Annotated in this window: 20 protein-coding genes; 13 read left to right on the top strand and 7 right to left on the bottom strand. The window is 37.5% G+C overall.

Translation table 11 applies throughout. The annotated features are described in order from the left end of the window. Positions 1–22 precede the first annotated feature (22 nt). Positions 23–1420 (bottom strand): hypothetical protein, encoded by a 1398-nt coding sequence (locus H0184_RS03245; RefSeq protein ID WP_221820804.1) that lies wholly within the window; start codon positions 1418–1420, stop codon positions 23–25. Between the two features lie 427 nt (positions 1421–1847). After that, entirely contained in the window at positions 1848–2333 is a 486-nt protein-coding gene (locus H0184_RS03240) for an antibiotic biosynthesis monooxygenase family protein (protein ID WP_221820803.1), read from the bottom strand. Positions 2334–2591: 258 nt separating this feature from the next. On the opposite strand from H0184_RS03240, the gene hemE reads away from it, so the two are divergent. From hemE to H0184_RS03210, 6 genes are all read left to right on the top strand, one after another. Then, positions 2592–3638 carry a uroporphyrinogen decarboxylase gene (gene hemE / locus H0184_RS03235; RefSeq protein ID WP_221820801.1) on the top strand — a complete coding sequence of 349 codons (1047 nt, stop codon included), beginning with the start codon at positions 2592–2594 and terminating at the stop codon, positions 3636–3638. 177 nt (positions 3639–3815) lie between these two features. After that, positions 3816–4751, top strand: coding sequence for a ferrochelatase (hemH, locus tag H0184_RS03230; RefSeq protein ID WP_221820799.1), 936 nt, complete (start codon positions 3816–3818; stop codon positions 4749–4751). 20 nt (positions 4752–4771) lie between these two features. Next, entirely contained in the window at positions 4772–6193 is a 1422-nt protein-coding gene (gene hemY, locus H0184_RS03225; RefSeq protein ID WP_221820796.1) for a protoporphyrinogen oxidase, read from the top strand. A 56-nt stretch (positions 6194–6249) separates the two neighbouring features. After that, positions 6250–6984, top strand: coding sequence for an MBL fold metallo-hydrolase (locus tag H0184_RS03220; protein ID WP_221820793.1), 735 nt, complete (start codon positions 6250–6252; stop codon positions 6982–6984). Between the two features lie 16 nt (positions 6985–7000). Next, positions 7001–7987, top strand: coding sequence for a lipoate--protein ligase (locus H0184_RS03215; RefSeq protein WP_221820791.1), 987 nt, complete (start codon positions 7001–7003; stop codon positions 7985–7987). Between the two features lie 165 nt (positions 7988–8152). Next, positions 8153–8545 (top strand): GNAT family N-acetyltransferase, encoded by a 393-nt coding sequence (locus tag H0184_RS03210; protein WP_221820789.1) that lies wholly within the window; start codon positions 8153–8155, stop codon positions 8543–8545. A 60-nt stretch (positions 8546–8605) separates the two neighbouring features. Here H0184_RS03210 and H0184_RS03205 read toward each other — a convergent pair whose 3' ends face one another. Beyond that, a complete protein-coding gene (locus tag H0184_RS03205) occupies positions 8606–9556 on the bottom strand; it encodes a C40 family peptidase (protein ID WP_221820787.1) in 951 nt (316 codons plus the stop codon). Positions 9557–9673: 117 nt separating this feature from the next. After that, a complete protein-coding gene (locus tag H0184_RS03200; protein WP_221820785.1) occupies positions 9674–11059 on the bottom strand; it encodes a Mur ligase family protein in 1386 nt (461 codons plus the stop codon). Positions 11060–11266: 207 nt separating this feature from the next. On the opposite strand from H0184_RS03200, the gene H0184_RS03195 reads away from it, so the two are divergent. Next, positions 11267–12487, top strand: a complete 1221-nt coding sequence (locus H0184_RS03195) for an ATP-grasp domain-containing protein (RefSeq protein WP_260631387.1) — start codon at positions 11267–11269, stop codon at positions 12485–12487. A 40-nt stretch (positions 12488–12527) separates the two neighbouring features. On the opposite strand, the gene H0184_RS03190 is transcribed toward H0184_RS03195, so the two are convergent. Then, a complete protein-coding gene (locus tag H0184_RS03190; RefSeq protein WP_221820781.1) occupies positions 12528–14717 on the bottom strand; it encodes a YheC/YheD family protein in 2190 nt (729 codons plus the stop codon). A 196-nt stretch (positions 14718–14913) separates the two neighbouring features. On the opposite strand from H0184_RS03190, the gene H0184_RS03185 reads away from it, so the two are divergent. The 5 genes from H0184_RS03185 (at position 14914) to H0184_RS03165 (ending at position 19851) form a co-directional block, all read left to right on the top strand. Continuing rightward, on the top strand, positions 14914–16470 hold the full coding sequence (locus H0184_RS03185; protein ID WP_221820779.1) for a fatty acid--CoA ligase family protein: 1557 nt from the start codon (positions 14914–14916) through the stop codon (positions 16468–16470). An 82-nt stretch (positions 16471–16552) separates the two neighbouring features. Further along, positions 16553–17329 carry an enoyl-CoA hydratase-related protein gene (locus H0184_RS03180; protein WP_221820778.1) on the top strand — a complete coding sequence of 259 codons (777 nt, stop codon included), beginning with the start codon at positions 16553–16555 and terminating at the stop codon, positions 17327–17329. 127 nt (positions 17330–17456) lie between these two features. Continuing rightward, positions 17457–18188 (top strand): AzlC family ABC transporter permease, encoded by a 732-nt coding sequence (locus H0184_RS03175; protein WP_221820776.1) that lies wholly within the window; start codon positions 17457–17459, stop codon positions 18186–18188. Continuing rightward, on the top strand, positions 18178–18486 hold the full coding sequence (locus tag H0184_RS03170) for an AzlD domain-containing protein (protein WP_221820774.1): 309 nt from the start codon (positions 18178–18180) through the stop codon (positions 18484–18486). Before H0184_RS03175 ends, H0184_RS03170 begins: the two co-directional genes overlap by 11 nt. Positions 18487–18579: 93 nt before the next feature. Beyond that, entirely contained in the window at positions 18580–19851 is a 1272-nt protein-coding gene (locus H0184_RS03165; protein ID WP_221820772.1) for a M48 family metallopeptidase, read from the top strand. A gap of 59 nt (positions 19852–19910) precedes the next feature. On the opposite strand, the gene H0184_RS03160 is transcribed toward H0184_RS03165, so the two are convergent. Beyond that, the gene (locus H0184_RS03160) at positions 19911–20144 is read right to left on the bottom strand and encodes an IDEAL domain-containing protein (RefSeq protein ID WP_221820770.1); all 234 of its coding nucleotides are present in this window, start codon (positions 20142–20144) and stop codon (positions 19911–19913) included. 189 nt (positions 20145–20333) lie between these two features. Here H0184_RS03160 and H0184_RS03155 point away from each other — a divergent pair, with 189 nt between their 5' ends. After that, positions 20334–20906 (top strand): competence protein ComK, encoded by a 573-nt coding sequence (locus tag H0184_RS03155; protein WP_260631386.1) that lies wholly within the window; start codon positions 20334–20336, stop codon positions 20904–20906. 4 nt (positions 20907–20910) lie between these two features. Here the strand turns inward: H0184_RS03155 and H0184_RS03150 are convergent, their stop codons facing one another. After that, the gene (locus H0184_RS03150; protein WP_221820768.1) at positions 20911–21276 is read right to left on the bottom strand and encodes a hypothetical protein; all 366 of its coding nucleotides are present in this window, start codon (positions 21274–21276) and stop codon (positions 20911–20913) included. Positions 21277–21431: the final 155 nt, after the last annotated feature.

Raw genomic sequence — 21431 nt, 5'->3', positions numbered from 1 at the left:
CGGTGCTTTTTGAGCAGCTTGTTTATATTAAAAACATTGCTACAATCGTTGTGACTACAAGACCAATAGCAACAGGTAGAAGATTTCGCCTTGCTAGCTCAAATGGATCAACATTACAGATAGCTGCAGCAGGAATTAACGCCCAAGGGACTAAAGTTCCTCCACCTACCCATATGGCTGCTATTTGACCAAGAGCAGTTAGTGTGGCAACACCTTTCCCAATTGCAAAAGCAAACAATCCAGCTACTGACCCCGCAAGAGATATTCCCGAAAACCCAGAGCCATCTAAGCCTGTAATCGCACCTACCGTGGTTAACGTTACGGCTCCCACGACTTTACTCAGTGGAACAATATTAGCTAATGCGATACCAAGGTCATTTACAATTCCTTGGGAGCCATCTGGTAAAAAGTCACCGATAATCTTTCCAAAACCAGCATCACCTAGATAGAAGAAGGCAGCTATTGGAATAACAGGCCCAAATACTTTAAATCCGAAGGTAAATCCTTCAATTAAATAGCTGGTTGTTTTTTCGAGACCTTTGTTTTTATGGCTGACCATTGTGATTAAGAGAAGGATGAATATCGATGTTCCCCCGACTAAAGCAGTTGCGTCGCCGCCAGTCAAATCAAGGATAAACATACCGGCAACGTCAATGGCAAATAAAATAGGAACTAGAATGGCGAAGAATTGCTTTTGACCAATTGTGAGGAGATTTTTCTCTGATGCTGCATCCTCGTTTGAATCTACGGGGATAAATGGAGTGGGTTGCAGCACACCGTTTTTCATATCTCTTCTTAAGAAATAAAAGGCTGCAATCGTGGTTACGATCCCCATTGTAAAGACTAAAGGGATACTTGCACTGATTACATCACCGATTGGGATTCCGGCAGCATCCGAAGTTAGTTTTGGTGCTGCCTGAATAACAAAGTCACCTGAAAGGGCTATACCGTGCCCAAACAAGTTCATTGCCATCGCTACGCCCAAAGCTGGAAGTCCTGCTCGTATTGCAACTGGAAGGAGTACGGCACCTAGTAGTGCAACAGCAGGTGACGGCCAGAAGAACCAGGAAATAACCATCATTAAAATCCCGATGGTCCAATACGCTAGTGCAGGGTTACGGATTAATTTTGTGAAAGGTGAAATCATCACATCGTTTATCCCGGTGGATGTTAAGGTTTTACTCATGGCGACAATAATAGAAATGACCAAGATGGTTGATAACAACTCTGTAATGGCATAAATAAAACTGTTAAAAATACTGCTGACTGAACTGCTTAAAGACCCTGTTGCAGTAATGGCAATTAGGAATATTCCAACGATACAAATGAGTGTAGTGTCTCTTCGTTTGACCATAAATCCGATAATAAGAGCGATAAAGACAACATAAATCCAATGAAGAGCAGAAAGCTCGACTAGCATATTTAATCACCCCTTTCATTTCACCAAAGGGACGAATATAGTTATTCGCCCTTACGAATGTAATACAGAATATGAAAAAACTTATAGGTGGTGAGGGGGATTTAAAATAATTCTTTTTTTAAATATGACCAAGAACAGGTGGAGGATAAAGGTAAGAGGTACAAGAGTGTTCATGTGACCAAAACAGGTGGAGGAAATAGGAAAAGTGGTCACAAGAATGGTTCATGTGACCGAAAAAAGTGTATGAAATAGGAAAAGTGGTCACAAGAATGGTTCATGTGACCAAAACAGGTGGAGGAAATAGGAAAAGTGGTCACAAGAATGGTTCATGTGACCAAAACAGGTGGAGGAAATAGGAAAAGTGGTCACAAGAGTGGCTCATGTGACCGAAAGAGGATGAGATTCAAAATAAAGTGGTCACATGAGGTTATTCAGCCGGAATATGATATTTACTTGCATAAGGTGCACTGGTGAACATGTTAGATTGAGTAACAATTTCATACCTTTTTTTAATCTCAGACTGCAAAACCGATTTATCATAGGTCCTCTCATCTTCCCATATTGATAGGATTATATAGGAGTTTGATGATAATGGTCGAAGTACACGAATGGACCTAAATCCTTCTTCTGTTTTCACTAAGCTGGGGAGATTCTTAAATTGGTGTTCAAATAGTGGACTGCTTTCTTCATTGATTGGGACGTAGTTCAAGACACCAAACCCTTCCTTTATGAGCGTCCCTGACCAGCTTAAAATTTCAAATTTCCGCGGCTCTTTAAAAACAGAGGGTTTACTAGTCTCATGGAGCAGGAGAGCGCCATTTTCATTGATCATGGTTACCATTGACTCTGCAGGATACTTTAATTCTATCCCTTTTAAATATTCGAAGCTTCCTATTGTGATATAGGTATACATTATGGTCACCTCTATTTGTTATGTTTTAACAGATTATTGTGTACGCTTTTATATTATTTACACCATATCTACAAAATTTCCAACATTTCTTTTGCAGCAAAATCGACTTTTTTTTGACACTTTTCATCGTAAGCTATACACAAATAGGAATAATCGATATAGTGAAGGCAGAGCTGTGTACGCCATAAAGTTTTTTATTTTACGCTACATATATTAAAATAGAATTAGATAGGTCTTTTGAAAGGTGGATTTTTTTACATGATGAAGCAAATCAACGAAACATTTTTAAAAGCAGCAAGAGGAGAAAAAACAGACCATGTACCAGTATGGTTCATGCGTCAAGCTGGACGGTCACAACCAGAGTATAGAGAGATTAAAGAAAAGTATTCTTTATTTGAAATTACACACCAGCCTGAACTTTGTGCTTATGTTACCCGTCTTCCAGTAGAGCAGTACAATGTGGATGCGGCTATTCTATATAAAGATATCATGACACCGCTTCCTGCGATTGGTATGCAGGTTGAAATAAAATCTGGAATTGGTCCAGTTATCGACAACCCAATCACTTCATTAGCTGATGTTGAAAAACTTGGTGAAATTCATCCGGAAGAGGATGTGCCTTACGTTTTAGATACGATTAAATTATTAACGCAAGAACAATTATCAGTGCCTTTAATCGGATTTTCTGGGGCTCCATTTACACTTGCCAGTTATATGATCGAAGGTGGACCTTCGAAAAACTATAATAAAACGAAAGCATTCATGTACTCTGAACCAAAAGCATGGTTCGCTTTAATGGAAAAGCTTGCTGATATGATCATCACATATGTGAAATCACAAATTAAGGCCGGAGCTAAAGCAATTCAAATTTTTGATTCTTGGGTTGGTGCACTAAACGTACAAGACTATCAATATTTTATTAAGCCAGTCATGAATAGAATTTTTACTGAGCTGAAAGAAGAAAATGTTCCACTTATTATGTTTGGCGTAGGAGCAAGCCATCTTGCACTGGAATGGAATGACCTGCCAATAGATGTAGTTGGTTTGGACTGGCGTTTGCCAATTCAACAAGCAAGAGAAATGGGAATTCATAAAACCGTTCAAGGTAATCTTGACCCAGCAATCTTGTTAGCACCTTGGGAAGTGATTGAGGAAAGAGCTAAAGCCATTCTTGATCAAGGAATGGCGCAAGGCGGCTATATCTTTAATCTCGGACATGGTGTATTCCCATCAGTAAACCCAGCGACCTTAAAAAGATTAACCTCATTTGTTCATGAGTATTCTGCAGCAAAAATGAGCAAATAAAAACGTTATTCGAGTGTTAAAATTGGTAAGAATGCTGTTTTTTTGGCACAATATAATATGCATAAAAAGAGGGCCCTAAACATTAGCGGCCCTTTAATCCTTAATTGAGGCCATTTATATGAGAGAAGATCTTATGATTTGGATAGGGCAACAAGACTTAAGAACGAGGTGCGGATGATGACTAAAAAGAAAATGGGACTACTTGTAATGGCTTACGGTACCCCATATCATTTAGATGACTTAGAACGATATTATACACATATACGGCACGGAAGAAAGCCTACTCCAGAAATGATTGAAGAATTACGGAGCCGCTATGAAGCGATTGGCGGCATATCACCACTAGCAAAAATTACAATTGAGCAGGCTGAAAAACTAGAAAAGCATTTAAATCGGGTCCAGGATGAAATTGAGTTTAAAATGTATCTTGGCTTGAAGCATATAGAACCATTTATCGAAGATGCTGTTAAGGAAATGCATGCAGATGGAATTCAAGAAGCTGTTAGTATAGTCTTAGCTCCGCATTTTTCAACTTTTAGCATTAAATCTTATAATAACCGGGCAAGTGAAGAGGCGGAAAAACTCGGCGGTCTAAAAATCACTTCCATTGATAGCTGGTATGATGAACCAAAATTTATTCATTACTGGGCTGAGAAGATCAAAGGGATTTATGAACAAATGCCCCAAGAAGAACGAGATGACGCCATGATGATTGTTTCAGCGCATAGTCTTCCTGAGAAGATCTTGCAATTTGGTGATCCATACCCAAGCCAGCTGCAAGAAAGTGCTGATTTAATTGCAAAGCAGGCTGGTGTTAGCAACTATGCGATAGGCTGGCAGAGCGCAGGGAATACACCTGATCCTTGGCTTGGCCCGGATGTTCAAGATTTAACACGTGCTTTAGCAAAAGAACATCCTTATAAGGCATTTGTTTATGCGCCTGTAGGTTTTGTATGTGAGCATTTGGAAGTACTATACGACAATGATTATGAGTGCAGAATAGCGGCTGAGGAAGTGGGCGCAAGTTATTATCGTCCTGAAATGCCAAATGCACATGATGATCTAATTGATGCCATGTCTACGGTTATCTTAAAAAAATTAGCCATTCAATAACGGAAAGCAGGGTGAAAACCGTGGCGGAAGAAAAAAAGAAGGTCGCGATTATTGGAGGCGGAATCGCAGGACTCACTGCGGCATTTTACCTTCAGAAAATTATAAATGAAAAAAAGCTGCCTCTCGAAGTCAAACTTATTGAAGCATCTCACCGTCTCGGAGGCAAAATGCAAACCGTTATAAGAGATGGTTTTACCATTGAAAGGGGTCCTGATTCCTTCCTTGCTAGAAAAGTGAGCATGATTAGACTAGCAAAGGAAGTAGGGATGGAGGACCAATTAGTTTCAAACTCAACAGGAAAATCCTATGTTCTAGTGAACGACAAGCTGTATTCAATGCCTGGAGGATCCATTATGGGAATCCCGACTGAAATTGGACCGTTTATTACGACGGGTTTATTTTCAGTTCCAGGAAAAGTTAGAGCAGCGGCGGATTTTATTTTACCAAGATCAGCCTCTAATGTTGATCAATCATTAGGGAAATTTTTTCGCAGACGCTTAGGGGATGAGGTAGTTGAGAATCTGATTGAACCTTTGTTATCGGGAATTTACGCTGGGGACATCGATCAAATGAGCTTAATGTCAACTTTTCCGCAATTCTATGAGGTTGAACAGAAACACCGAAGTCTTATTCTAGGAATGAAAAAGACAACACCTGCCAAGCCAAAAACACAAGCGTCGAACGAGAAGAAAAAGGGTGCATTTTTAACCTTTAAGTCCGGCCTTCAATCGTTTGCCGAGAGTATTGAAGCGAAACTTGATCCTCATTCGATATTAAAAGGACACCGGGTTGATAAAATTACAAAGGTAAATAAACAATATGAACTGTATCTAAATAACGGTGAAACATTGGCTGCAGATTGTATTGTTGCAGCAACACCTCATAAAATAACACAAAGTATGTTCTCGGATTATGAATTTTTTGATCCCTTTAAGTCAGTTCCATCAACATCTGTTGCTACAGTTGCCCTTGCATTTCCTGAACAGGCTATTAAAAAGGATATAGATGGAACAGGCTTTGTTGTCTCACGAAATGGTGATTATTCGATTACTGCCTGTACTTGGACTCATAAGAAATGGGAACATTCTACACCAAAAGGAAAGGTACTGCTTCGGTGTTATGTTGGCAGAGCTGGTGATGAAACAATAGTAGATCTTTCCGATGATAGAATCATTCAGATTGTTCTTGATGACTTAAGCAGGACAATGGATATTAGTATGCAGCCTGATTTTGCTGTTGTTTCACGCTGGAAAGATTCAATGCCGCAATATACAGTAGGACATAAAAAGCGTTTAGAGTCCATCAGAAAGCATATTAAATCTGAACTGCCTGGAGTCTTTTTAGCCAGCGCCTCTTTTGGCGGTGTAGGATTGCCTGATTGTATTGATCAAGGTGAAGAAGCTGTAAAAGGAGTATTAGAGTATCTAAATGTCACAGAATAAACTCAGAAGCTGTTTTTTAAATAGCTTCTTTTTTTATCAAAAGGGGGGTTTTTAGTATGAAATTAACAATAATCGGTTTTTGGGGCGGCTATCCTAATAAAAACGGAGCAAGTTCAGGGTATATACTAGAGCATGAAGGATTTAATTTGTTAATTGATTGTGGCAGCGGTATTCTTGCGAAAATACAAAATATCATTCAGCCAGAAGAGCTGGATGCTGTTTTGATTTCCCACTATCACACAGACCATATTGCAGATATAGGGGTTCTGCAGCATGCACGGTTGATACAAGGCTTTTTAGGAAAGAGTTTCCCTGCATTACCTATCTATGGACATTCTTTAGACAAAGAAGAATTTGCAAAGTTAACCTATAAAGAAATCACAAAGGGAATTGCGTATTCGCCTAATGATGTTCTAACGGTTGGGCCCTTCCAAGTATCCTTTCTAATAACAGACCATCCAGTGCCGTGTTATGCAATGAGGATAGACGCAAATGGAAAGTCAATGGTATACACAGGAGATAGTTCCTTTAAAGAAGAATTTATTGAGTTTAGTAAAGGGGCAGACCTTTTATTATGTGAATGTAATTTTTATCAGAATCAAAATGGGAAATCTGCAGGGCATATGAACAGCGTTGACGCAGGCAGATTGGCTGCCAGAGCAGGTGTTAAACAGTTAATCTTAACCCATCTGCCGCATTACGGAGATTTATCTAAGCTTATCAGTGAAGCTAGTACAGAATATACTGGTATAATAAAACTTGCAGAAGAATTTCAAACCATTTCACTATAAGAAGGGGAAGGATAGTATGTTATTTATCGATAATAAAGGTATCACCGATCCACGTATAAATCTAGCGATTGAAGAGTATGCCTTAAAAAACCTCGATATCAATGAAACGTATTTATTATTTTACATAAATGAGCCGTCCATTATTATTGGGAAAAACCAAAATTCCATAGAAGAAATAAATACAGAGTATGTAGAGATTAATGGCATTCATGTAGTACGCAGGTTGTCTGGCGGAGGAGCCGTATATCATGACCTTGGCAATCTTAATTATAGTTTTATTACGAAGGATGACGGAGACAGCTTCCACAATTTCCGCAAATTCACAGAGCCAGTGATTGCCGCACTTAAGCAGATGGGGATAAACGCAGAATTAAGCGGCAGAAATGATATTATAGCTGAAGGCAGGAAAATATCAGGCAATGCTCAATTCTCGACTAAGGGCAGAATGTTCACCCATGGAACACTTCTTTTCAATTCCGAAATGGACCATATTGTCTCTGCATTAAGAGTGAAAAAGGATAAAATAGAATCCAAGGGAATTAAGTCCGTCCGAAGCAGGGTCGCTAATATTTCAGAGTTTTTATCAGGAAAAGTGGATATTGAGGAGTTTCGGTCCTCTTTGTTGAAATTTATCTTTCAAGGGGAAGAAGTATCGGAATATGTACTTACGGAAGAGGATTGGGAGAAAATCCACCAGCTTTCAAGGGAACGCTATCAAAACTGGGATTGGAATTATGGGAAATCACCAAAGTTTAATCTTCAGCATTCACATCGTTTTCCTGTCGGGCAAATTGATGTCCGCTTAGATGTGGAGAGAGGAGTCATTGAAAATTGTAAAATATATGGTGACTTTTTTGGTGTTGGTGACGTAAATGACATAGAGAATAAACTAAAGGGTGTTCGCTATGAGAAAGGCGAGCTAGAAGCAGCACTGAAGGATGTTGACACAACTCATTATTTTGGAAATGTCTCAAAAGAAGAATTTATCAATTTAATTTATTAAGTTTAAAACGATGATGAAAATCATCGTTTTTTTTTTAGGCTTTTTAATGTGCTGCTTAACACAAACACAACACAAAGACATTCATAATATATGAATAAACGAATATTAAACTGTGCCATTGCTGAGTTTATATATTTTGAAAATCCCTTATTGGAGTTGATGTTGGTGGATGAACTCATCGTTTCTCGGATGTCTTTTGAAGAAATTGCTCCTATTGTCCCCTATGTTATTGAAGGAAGATTGAGAGTAAGAAATACTGAAAATACAGTTTGGTTTGGGGCAAAGCTAGGAGATGAAGTAGTTGGTGTGGTTTCCTGTGTTTTAAGGAGGGCATACATTTATTATAATACTGACTTTGTCAAAAAAGAATTTAGAAAAAAAGGAATATACACTCGTTTATTTGAAGAAAGGGACAAGTATGTGGTAACCCTAAATAGGGACTTAATAAGGGCAAAGTGTACACGATATTCTCTGAATCACTACTTAAAGAATGGGTTTACAGCGACAGCAAAAGGGGGAAGTTTAACTCCCGTTGAAAAAAAATTGGGTAAATCATAAAAAAAGAGGAGCATATCAAAATGCTCCTCTGAATTATTTAACGAATAGATTCTTATATCTTTATTGTATTACACGTCTAGCCGTAATATAATGCTGCTGATAATAATCCATTAACATGACTCTAGTAACAGTACCATAGGCGGTAGAGGCTAATAGTAATCGGTGATCTCCTGCATAAATACCAACTAATGCTGGTGTACTTGAACCTGCCGTGTTATTAAAGAAAACAAGATCCCCTTTTTTAAGGTTAGCCTTCGAAACGGGTTGGCCTAATTTCATTTGTTCACGAATATTTTTAGTACCTAAATTCATACCTGCTTGTTTATAAATTTGATGAATCAATCCAGCATTTGTATAGGTTGATGTTGCTGCAATGTTGGTTGTAGAGCTAATTTTTACTTTATCCTTTAAAGCAAAATATCCTGATACAATTTGGTCGCCTTTTGTTGCAGGGTTTGCTGATAAAAGGTTGGGAAGTACTCTTTTTGCTGTTACATAATTGTTTCTATAGTAAGAAGTACTATTTAAATCAGAGATGGTTACATCTAATTCAGCATTTGCCATATGAATAATCTTATTATCGCCAATATATAGTCCTACATGGTCGGCAGGATCAGTGTTTGTTGGATTAGAGTCAAAAAATACAAGATCCCCTTTTTGCAGCTGGTCTCTTGGAACTTCATATCCTTGTGCCATCATATGCTCTTCTCTTGAGGTAGCTAAATCCACACCATTTTGTTCAAAAACAAAATTGATAAATGAAGCGCAGGCAAATTGATAAGGATATGTCTTTTTAATGTTATGGCCATACGAAGCTTTACCAATTAAGTTTTTTGCGGTTGCGATAAGGGCGTTGGCTTTTGCATCAACCGCTGCTTGATTGTTGTACGGGTTAGGGATCGCTGTCGTTGCAGCGGCCGCATGATTTGTCGTTATATTCATAGCTGGAATACTCATCCCGCTAAATGTAATCATAAGGGCTACTGACGTGGTGATTAATTTCTTTTTCATATATGTTTTCTCCTCGCTTTCTAAAAATGGTCTCCTGCGTAGGAACAAAACCATCTTAACATAGAAAATAGGGGAGAAACCGAGGAAATATATTACCTGTTTACCAGAATTAGGATTTTATGATGACTTGAAATCTGCGGCAAGTTTAATCATATTTGAGTTATTACCAAAACTCTTAATTAATATTGCTGCGTTTTCATCTAAGATATTTTCCAGTAGTGTGTAGACTTCATCGTAATCAAAAAATGAGTAAATATGACACCTTAATCCTAACTCACGGGTGTAGTTCGCCATATTCTTTGCACGATTTCCAATCGTGATGATGGTATCTACTCCATGTTTACTTACAATTTCACCTGCTTCCTTGTGAAGTTGAAGGCTATAATCGCCAAGTGCAGCCATATCAGTAAATAGAGCAATTCTGTGTTTTCCGCCGGCTACATAGTTTAAAACCTGCATGCCAGCCTCTAACGAAGTAGTATTAAAATTCCAAGTGTCATCAATAATAGTAGCACCGTTATATCCTGTGGCTATTTCTAAATGCCTTCCGAGATTCTTGAAAGTACGTAAATGATTTGCCGCTTGGCGAAGGTCCATGCCTACCTCATTTACTGCAGCTAAGGCAGCCAGGGCATTTGCCACTTGATGTTCTCCGTAACCTGGAATAAATACAGGTATGCTAATGTTTTTTTGTTTGAGAATAAAATTCATGCCCCCCTTTCCGTATTGAATGTCTGCTGCCTGAAAGTCAGCATGGTTCTTGATTCCAAAGTAAAGAATCTTCTCCCCTTTAAAATGATCTAAAGTGATGGTATTCGTCTTATCATCGTCTGCATTTAAGATTAAAACACCGCTATCCCCTATAACAGATACCATTTCCGCTTTAGCTGCTACATAAGCCTCGATGGTTTTGCAGGAATTTAAATGACATGCCCCAATGTTTGTAATAATTCCGATTGTTGGTTTAAAAAATTTAGATGCATAGCGAATGTCACCTGGCTTCCCTACGGCAGTTTCTATTACTGCAGCTTCAGTATGCTCATCAATTCCAAGGAGATAGTGTAAATGGGCAAGCCTGGAGTTTGCACTCCTGAAAGTTGATTGGACTTTTTTCTCTGCGCTGAGGAGATGGGTAATCATTTCCTTTGTTGTTGTCTTCCCGCATGTACCTGTTACAGCTACTACAGGAATCGTAAATAGTCCTCGGTAGTATTGGACAAATTTCCAAAATGCAGTGTTTACATTTACTACTTTTATAATGGTTAATTCCTGTACTGACTTAAGTCCATTTGTATCAAAGTCGATTACGATAGCACAAGGAAGTCTTGTTTTAATATAATTCAGATCTAAGTCAGCTTTATTTCTTATAAAAATAAGGACGTTTCTCTTATTTTTTCGAATTTTTTTATAATGTGGTATATAGTCCACTATAAGTTCATCAGAGCCTTCAATTAATTCACCATTAATAATTTGTCGGATTTCGAAAATGGAAAAAGCCTTCATGAATTTTCATTCACTTCCTAACCTAAAAGTACGTTCACTTGTTAGTGTATGATTTTTATTACTCTTGAGATTGGTCTTTTAACTATGAATCCAAAGGATACAATCAGATGAAATTTCGTGAAATATTGAAAATGTCTATACAAAATTTATTGTTTTTCATAACATATAGGGCATTCATCATTGTCGTGGGAAATAGGAGTGAGAAGAATGAAGACGATCATTTTTATCGGATTAAATAAATCAGGGTCAAGCAGAGAGGCCGTTAAAGCGGCAAATGAATTAGGATATTATACGGTTGTTTTGACAGATAAAGAGAAACAAATTCAGCAAAGAAGTGAATATATAGATGTTCATCAACTCACTTTAGTGGATATTAGTCAAATAGAGGAAATAAAAAAACAAATACATTTATTGCAGCAACGTGGTAATGAGATTGTAACCATAACTAGCTTTGTAGCAAACTATGTACAAATTGCATCATTATTAGCGGATGAGTATTGTAAGAACTATTTATCCACAGAAGCTATTGGTATTATGGAAGATAAAGAAAAAACACGGACATTTTTTGCTTCACAACCTTTTACACCAAAATTTGAGTTAGTTACAAAAGATGTAAAGCTGCCGCTTGATTCCGAAGAAAATCATTTTAGGTTTCCAGCGGTAGTGAAATGTGCTTCCTCTACAGGATCAAAGGATGTTCTGTTTGCAGAAAGTATGAAGGAATTAGAAAAAAATGTACGGAAGTTACGAACCAAAAATCCAAGTGAAACTATTATCATTGAAGAGTATGTCGTTGGTGATCAATATTTAGTTGAGGTCCTAGTTACCAGCTGGAGAGTACAAATTGGTGCGATTATTAAGCAAGAAATCACAAAAGGAAGACGGTTTATCGTTACGGGATATGGGGTATTAGCAGAAGTTCCATCAAATATAGAAGAGAGTTTACTGGATGTAATCGAAACGATTGTATCCATGTTAGAATTACAGAATGGAACTTTCCATTTAGAAATAAGATTGGCTATGGACGGTTGGAAATTGATTGAAATCAACCCGAGGATTTCGGGTGGAGCTATGAACAGGATGATTGAAGCCGCATTTGGTTATAGCTTAGTAGAAGAAACGCTAAGAATGTTGGCAGGAGAGGATCCAATTTTAGAAAAAAGCTCAAACTATTTCGTTTACACACAGTACATTATCCTTGAAAGTAAGGGGATCTTAGAAAAAGTAACAGGAAAGAAAAGGGCGATGGCAACCCCCGGTGTAGTGGAGGTATATGTTAAACCGAAGAGTGGAACCTACGTTACACCTCCATTGTCAATGGGGCATCGATATGCGTACGTTATTGCAAGAGGAGAAACGCTCGAAGAAGCACAAAGCATTGCCAAGCAAGCAGCCAGCGAAATAACATTCCACGTGAGAGAAGAGTAAAAAAGATCCCCATACTCGTCAATATGGGGATCTTTTGTATCTATCTAACAATTTCTTCTTTGACACCAATGGCTGAAATGAGGAATTGAACCGTGTTAAACATATTCATTATACTAGCCCCTTTTACAAGAATCGTATCATCTTCTTGCAAAATGTTTAGAAGGTATTCGTGCATCTCTTCTTCATCCATGAAATGTCTGAAATTTTCAGGAGATAGCCCTGTACTGATAGCCTTCTGCCCGATTCTGTTGGCATCAGCTCCAAGGGTAATGATAATATCTACTCCCTGGTTAACTAGATATTTTCCAATTTTTTGGTATTCCTCGATGGTATGACGTTGTCCAAGCCCAATCATCCGTCCTAACACTGCTATTTTTCTGTAAGGGCTAATATTTTTTAAGACATCTATGGCGGCTATGACACCCTGAGGTGTTGAATGGACAGTATCATCGATTAGGGTGATTCCGTAGTTTAAGTGATATTCGGTTAAACGCTGAGGCGGCTTTTTAAAGTGTAAACCGGACTTTATTTCCTGTGGTGAAAAGCCTAAGTAATCTGCAACGGCAATCGCATTTAGAGCATTATATACATGGTGCTCCCCATAAATAGGAATAAAAAACGACCACTCTTTGTTATGAAGCTTTACCTTAAACTTCATTCCACTATCAGCATAGGCGACATCATAGGCGCGATAATCTGCCGATTTTTTAATTCCTATACTGATTATTTTACCTTTAAACTCATCAATTTCGAGTAATTTTGAATTTTCGTCATCTCTGTTAATAAACAAAATTCCGTTTTTCTTTGTTCCGTGAATTATCTCTGATTTTGCTTTAGCTATTCTTTTAATGTCTCCACCGAAGTTACCTATATGTGCTGTACCGACATTTGTAATGATACTCATATTGGGCTGGATAATACGGCAATGTTCAGTTATAACCCCAGGGAACCCCATTCCATACTCTAAAACAACAGCTTGATGTTTAGTATTAATTAGACCTGCATGTATTCGAGTATGATCCGTTCTGTTCCAGTAATCCTTCGATTCGAATGTGTTCAATCTTGTTTTAAGAATGGACGAAATAAAGGATTTGGTCGTGGTTTTTCCGGCACTCCCCGTAACAGCAATAATTGGAATCCTCCTTTTTTCCAGGTCATTTCTCTTAAATTGGCGAATTTCCTGTTTTAACTTTTCGTGGTTTTTGGCAAGATATATCGCATATTGAATGGTATTTTTGACAACATCGAGTTCTAAGTAAAAAGCAGGGGGGCAGCCTGGGCGCCAGTTTACCTCATAAATCCATAATTTTTGGTTTTCATCTAAGCCAACATCAATTCCTATCTCATCGATGACTTCAGAGTATTCAAGCATCTGTAGTTGATCAAGGTGTTTGGCGAGTGAAAGTGTAAAGTATTCTAGTGTTTTTTTAATATTATAGGCTTCCTCTTCATCGAACTCTTGGAGTAGAAACGGTAATAAATAATTTGTATAACCACCATTATTGATATTGGTTATGATCGTACCCTCTGCCGCGATTCGGGGGTAAATAGTAGTAATAACCCATTTGCCTTCTCCATTTTTCTGAGCGTGCAGGCGGAAGTCAAAGATAACACCAGATTTAGTCTTACTCCTCACATATGGCTGTACAATATAAGTGTTTTCTTGAAGTAAAAACTTCAATAACTCCTTCAATTCCTTTTTTGTATAGACTTTATCCTTATAATCTTTATTGACAACAAAACCTTTTTCGGTTGTCCTTATAAAATAAATTCCTTGTCCTTTCCTCCCATCCATCGGTTTCACGACAACATCCTTATACAAGTTCAGGTATTCAGATAGGTTACTCCAATCATTTAGAATCTCTGCTGGAATTAAGTACTTAGAAAATTCCTTCCCTTTTTTTAGCCGTTCATTAATCGTCCATTTATTCCCTAACGAGACGGTGGTAAAGGGAATGCTTTCCTTTAGTTGACTAATAATTTCCTTTGAAACATCGAGTTTCTCCGGACTGCCTGTATTATAGATAACATCTGGGAAAGGTGTAATCTTTTCCTGCCAAGCTCCATTTCTATACTCATATCCTTCAATGGTCTGGTTATCAAAATTCACACTCTTCGGGGTGAAATAAATGAAATCAGCACCTTCGGCCATGGCGACAGCCGCATAGGCATAGGACTTAATAACGGTATTAGGATCCTTTCTATGATGAAGCATGCCTATTAAGGTCATGCAAAATCCCCCTTCCATATTACATACTGATAAAATATGATATATTACTGTATTTTGTTATGGATAGAAGCGGAAGTAGAAATTTGTATCTTTTTGGAACTTTAGGCTTGTATACTTAAATTTCTTTAAATATAATATATTTAGAAAATTTTTATTATTAGGTGAATGAACATTCATTCACAAAGGGAGGCATATTATGAATTTATCATCTAAGCTTCACGAAACTGCAAAAAAATCAGCGAATAAAATTGCTTATTATTTTATGGGCCAAGGAACTACATATGCAGAATTGGATGGAGCGATTACTAAGTTTGCATCTGGTTTAGAAAAGTTAGGAGTTAAACAAGGGGACCATATTGCATTATTACTAGGTAACTCACCACATTTTGTTATTGGATTATACGGGGCATTACGGTTAGGGGCAACGGTGATTCCTGTTAACCCTATTTATACAGCAGATGAGATTGGGTATATATTAAATAATGGCGATGTGAAACTGGTAGTCGCACTAGATATGGCCATTCCATTAGCTGAAAAAGTACATACTTTCTTGCCTAAGGTAGAAAATTTTGTATTCTGTGAAACTAGTAAAGATGGTATTTTACAGCATAATATTGAATCACTCTCACTTTACCCTAAAATGAAATCGTTTACAGAGGTAGTTGCCTCAGGTAACCTTACTTTTAATGGGCCAGAGCTGCAGGATGATGACACCGCGATTATCCTTTATACTTCCGGGACCACAGGGAAACCAAAAGGTGCCATGTTAACCCACAAGAATCTATACAGCAATGCCAGTGATGTGGGTGATTATTTAAAGATGAATGATCAAGACCGTGTTATTACGACCCTGCCTATGTTTCATGTATTTTGCTTAACGGTAGCTTTAAACGCACCATTATTGAGTGGAGCCACTTTGTTGATTGCTCCAAGGTTTAGTCCGAAGGATATTTTTGAACTGGCAAAAGAGTTTGAAGCCACTGTTTTTGCAGGTGTTCCAACGATGTACAATTTCTTATATCAATATCCAGAAGGGAACCCAGAGGATTTTAACACGTTAAGATTATGTATTTCTGGTGGAGCATCTTTACCGGTAGCACTGCTTAATAATTTTGAAAAGAAATTTAATGTTCGAATTTCTGAGGGTTATGGTTTGTCAGAGGCTTCACCTGTAACCTGTTTCAACCCACTGGACCGCCCGCGTAAGGCTGGTTCCATTGGGACATCCATTCTCCATGTTGAAAACAAAATAGTAAATGAATTAGCAGAAGAACAGCCAGTTGGGGCAGTTGGTGAATTAATTGTTTCTGGACCGAATGTCATGAAAGGCTATTACAAAATGCCAGAGGAAACAGCTGCAGCCATTCGTGATGGCTGGTTATATACTGGGGACTTGGCTAGAATGGATGAAGATGGTTATTTTTATATAGTTGATAGAAAGAAAGATTTGATTATTGTTGGCGGATATAATGTATATCCTCGTGAGGTTGAAGAAGTGCTCTATAACCACCCGGATATAGTAGAAGCGGCAGTGCTTGGTGTACCAGATTCGAATCTTGGTGAATCAGTGAAATGCTTTGTTGTCAGCAAAAGTCCGGATACAACTGAAGAGCAATTACTAGAGTATTGCAAAGAACATTTAGCCAAGTACAAGGTTCCTTCTTCGATTGAATTCTTAGAAGAATTACCGAAAAATACAACAGGAAAAATTCTGCGAAGAGCATTAAAAACGCAGATAACTCAGACTGTCTAAAAGCATTGCAGCAGTTCATATACTTTATAAGGGCAGGCAGTCAGCCTGCCTTTGTTTAGAAAAAAGAAAGGAGAGAAAAGCAATGGATCAGATTTTACTTGAGGTTCAAAGCCATGTAGCTATTGTTACGATTAATCGTGCTGAAGCTCTTAATGCCTTCAATTATCAAACGCTTATAGAATTACAGGATAAAGTTGAGGAAATTCGAATCAATCGTGACATCCGAACAGTTATCTTTATCGGCTCCGGAGAAAAAGCTTTTAGTGTTGGCGCAGACTTAAAGGAGCGAAAAGATCTTACAGATGAGCAAGTAAAACGTAATCTACACAAAATAAATGAGGTCTTTAACGCAATCGACCAACTTCCTCAGCCTACGATTGCAGCAATGAATGGTTTTGCCTTTGGAGGGGGAATGGAGTTGGCACTTGCTTGCGATATTCGAATTGCAGCAGAAGAGGCTGTGATGGGATTAACTGAAACGGGGCTTGCCATTATTCCTGGTGCCGGCGGGACTCAGCGGCTGCCTAGACTAATAGGACAGGCTAAAGCGTTGGAATTAATTCTTACCGCACGCCGTTTTACTGCAAACGAAGCTCTCACATATGGGGTAGTGACAAAAGTGGTTAGTCGGATTGATCTGCTATCCGAGAGTCTAGCCTTTGCCTCGCAAATGCTCAACAATGGACCAATTGCGTTACAACAGGCCAAATTCGCCATTAAAAACGGAATGAATGCTGATTTGAACACTGGCCTTCAAATTGAAAGAAAAGCATATGAAGTGACCCTTCCAACGGAAGATAGGATAGAAGCACTGCAAGCCTTCGCAGAAAAAAGAAAACCTATATTCAAAGGAAAATAACATGGCATTCTGCCGTGTTTTTTTATTTCATTCTTTTGCGAAAATTTGATAAAATATTATTTTGATCCAAGCATGAAAGATGTCTAGCTTCAGTCAGGCACCTTACGCTTTTTTGGGAGGGATAAATTTGTCGGAGTTTGCAATAGGAAAGGAATCATCTGAGTTTAAAAAGGGACTGCAGGCAGGGGTTAGTATTGGAATTGGTTATTTTCCCATTGCATTGACGTTTGGTCTCCTCGCTAAAACAACTGGACTATCTATCTATGAAGCTGTGTTAATGAGTATGATAGTCTTTGCAGGAGCCTCACAGTATATATCACTTAGCTTGCTCGCCTATGGAACGGGGATAGTTGAAATTGTTTTAACAACTTTTATCGTAAATATTCGCCATTTTTTAATGTCGACAACTTTAAATGAGAAATGCGAGGATGACACACTCAGCAATAAAATGCTTTATTCGTTTGGGATTACCGATGAAACCTTTTCTGTCGCGGCAACCAAAGAGGGGACAGCGTCAACTGGATTCATGTTTGGTGTAAATTTGCTGGCATACTTAAGCTGGGTTGTTTTTACGGGGATTGGTCATTTGATTGGGGCAAGTCTTCCTCAAACCTTACAAGAAAGTATGGGAATAGCCCTTTATGCAATGTTTGTTGGTCTCTTAGTGCCGTCTTTGAAAAAAAGTGTTAAAGTGTTATTTCTAGCTGCTCTTGCTGCGATTTTTAATTCGGTCTTTACACTTGGCGGCATTATGGCACAAGGCTGGTCTATTGTTGTTTCGACTATCCTGTCTGCTGTTTTGATGGAGCTGATTGAAATGATGAAGGCAAAGCATTGGGGTGTTAATAATGAAAAGTGAAATCGTTTGGATGATTATTGGAATGGGTTTAGTTACATATATACCTAGAATGCTGCCGTTTGTATTATTTAAAGGTAAGGAGCTTCCGCCCTTTATTCAAGGAGTATTAAAAAACGTCCCATATGCAACTTTGGGAGCATTAATTTTCCCAGCGATCCTTTTACTTCAAAAGGGTGATATCTGGTATGGAATTGCAGGAGCCGCTGCCGCCTTTGCTGCAGCTTTCTTAGGGGCAAATGTCATTATTGTGGTTTTAGGGTCCATCACATTCCTTGCTGTATATTCTTATTTTCTTTAAGTCGGTAAGTCCGGCTTTTTTTTGTTCTAAATATTAACTTTAAAACTAAACTATGTATAGAGAGGTTGTACAAAAGGAGGGACAACACACTACATGGTTAGAAAAATGGGATTCTATGCGGTTTTGGCCTATGTATTGTATGGGTTATTTTTCTACTGGTATTTATTTCACTTCGCAGACACAAGCCTGCCTTTTGAATATCAAGGAACAAAAGCAGATCCTGCAACTTTTTTAAATGGCAGAGAGTTAATGCTAAGTGAAGAGTATTCAAAGATAAGAAATTTATTGTTTTTCCTTTCAACACCATTTGAATGGCTTTTCTATTTTTTTATTTTATTATTTGGCTTTTCAAAGGCATTTAAAAAATGGGCAGAGAGTTCATCTAAGTACAAATTGCTTCAAACTGCTATCTATCTGATTTGGCTTTCATTTTTCTCCTTTGCGGCCACATTGCCTCTTAGCTATATTAGTTATTCCTTGTCAAAAACCTATAACATCTCAACCCAGACCTTTGCATCATGGATGAAGGAAGAGTTAATTGATTTCTGGATTAACTATGGAACGTTAATGATCATTGTTCCGGTATTATATTGGCTGATGCAAAAAAGTGTTAAACGCTGGTGGCTCTATGCTTGGGCATTATCGATACCTTTTACATTGTTCATGATGTTTTTACAGCCAATTGTCATTGACCCTTTGTATAATGACTTCTATCCTTTGAAAAATAAAGAATTGGAAACCAAGATCTTAGCGTTAGCAGACAAGGCTCAGATTCCAGCAGAACATGTCTTTGAAGTGAATATGTCCGCAGAGACGAATTCATTAAATGCGTATGTAACAGGCATTGGTTCAAATGCAAGAATCGTATTATGGGACACAACTCTAAATAAATTATCGGATGACCAAATTTTATTTATCATGGCACATGAAATTTGTCATTATGTTGAAAAGCATATTTATATTGGTATTGCCTTGTATTTACTACTATCCCTGTTTGGTTTATACCTAACGTATCGAATAATGAATTGGGCAGTTTTACGTTTTGGAAAAGAACTAAAAATCCCAGATGTAAGGGATATTCGATCATTACCATTATTTTTTATGATTCTTTCGATGTTAATGTTTACCGTCAGTCCGTTTTCAAATCTAATTTCTCGTTATGAAGAAACAAGGGCGGATAGATATGCCATAAATATGACTGGGAACCCTGATGCTGCTATTACTTCTTTCCAAGAATTATCCCGCTCAGGTCTTAGTCAAGTCAATCCGCCATTATTAGTGAAGATTTTCCGTTACAGTCACCCATCTATGCTTGAACGCATTGCTATGCTGGAGGAATATGAAGTGAAAATGAAGAATAAATAACTAAAAAAGGAATGGGAAATGGAGTCTATCTCCATTTCCCATTCCTTTTTGATGGTACACTACGTTCCGAACCGTTTGTTTATTTCGATAAGTTGTTTAGATAAATGGTAAAAGTCTTTTTTATCCCGATGGTCAATCGCACAATCAATTTTTTTAAGCAGTTTTTCTTTTTCAATACCCAATTGAATTTCTGATAAGAGCATATCAATGTATAAATCCTGAACAAAATTCTCTTTCCGTTGACGTTTCATGGCACCAAGTTTCATTAATTCCGTGTATGATTTCTCATTCATCAAAATCACCTCTGATGCTTTTTAATATTATATGGATTTTTTTAAATAATATCAATGAATATTTATAATTTTCCGACTTATATTTTTGTTAATAACTTTGTGACAAAATACGTAACAATTCAGAAAAATAAATGAACTGTAAATCATTCGTGATATGATGGATAAAATTGCTAATGGAGTTGAAAAATATTGAAGCTGAAGCAAATTGAAGAATATGAGGTAAACCCATTTACGATGTTCATTAAACCCATCGTGTATGGCAGTAAAATTTATTCGGAGATTTTTGAGGTAGAAGATAAATTCCTATCCCCCTTTAAACCGCTTGATATTATAAAAAATAGTTGTGAATATTATGGATGTGATTATGAAGGCCGCAGGAATGGTACAAAACAGTTAGTCGGTTATGCACATAAGATTCCAATTGCAATTGATCCCACAAACCGTATTTTTTTCTTCCCAACCACTTCACCTAACCGTCAAGAGTGTATTTGGATTTCACATGAACATGTAAAAAAGCCGGTTTCAATTAATCCCCAAGAAACTTTGATGATATTTAATAATAATCAGTCATTTGAACTTCCTGTTTCGTGCAGTTCGATTATTTCTCAATGGGAGAGAACCTCTCATTTAAGAGCGAAGTTAATGCAAAGGATTGAATACAATGAACGAAAATCATTTTACTTATTACAACGGCCGAAGGCCTTAGAAGCGTCAGAAGAATCCTACCAATATGGGAAAAAGAGAATAAAGGATAAACGTTAACAACCTAAGGGGACAGGTGCCGTTTTTGGAAATAAAACTCCATTAGTTCTTGAACTTTATTGCGTATTCTTGGATTAAAGTAATTATGAGCTTCTTCATAGCCTTTATATAAGAACATATACATAGTAAAAGCATCGTCCCGTTTCGTTTCAATTACTTTCAGGTTATTCTTCTTCATATACCGTTTTACTTCTGCTAATTCTGTTTGGATGCTTTTCATCGTTTCTTCAATGAGTTCTAAATAGGGTTTTTTTAATTTAAATGGACTCTTTTCCACAACCGTTAAATCACGATTTAAGACAATTAATACCATCGGTAAATAAATGGCTTTTTCCATTATATTACGATCATCCTCTGGAATTCTGGTCATACACCATCGGCTCCTTTCTTATTATAGGAACAAACGTTCTACTTCATCATACAAAAATCTAATCGAAAACGCAATGCTTAAAAGCTTGCGTTTATTTTATTTGCAAAATTTGGTACATGTATGAGAAAGTTTTTGATAGAAGGATATTTTCTCGG

It is taken from the genome of Neobacillus niacini, assembly GCF_019749295.1.
GTDB classification, from domain to species: domain Bacteria; phylum Bacillota; class Bacilli; order Bacillales; family Cytobacillaceae; genus Neobacillus; species Neobacillus niacini_D.
This window is presented reverse-complemented; position numbering and strand designations above follow the sequence as displayed.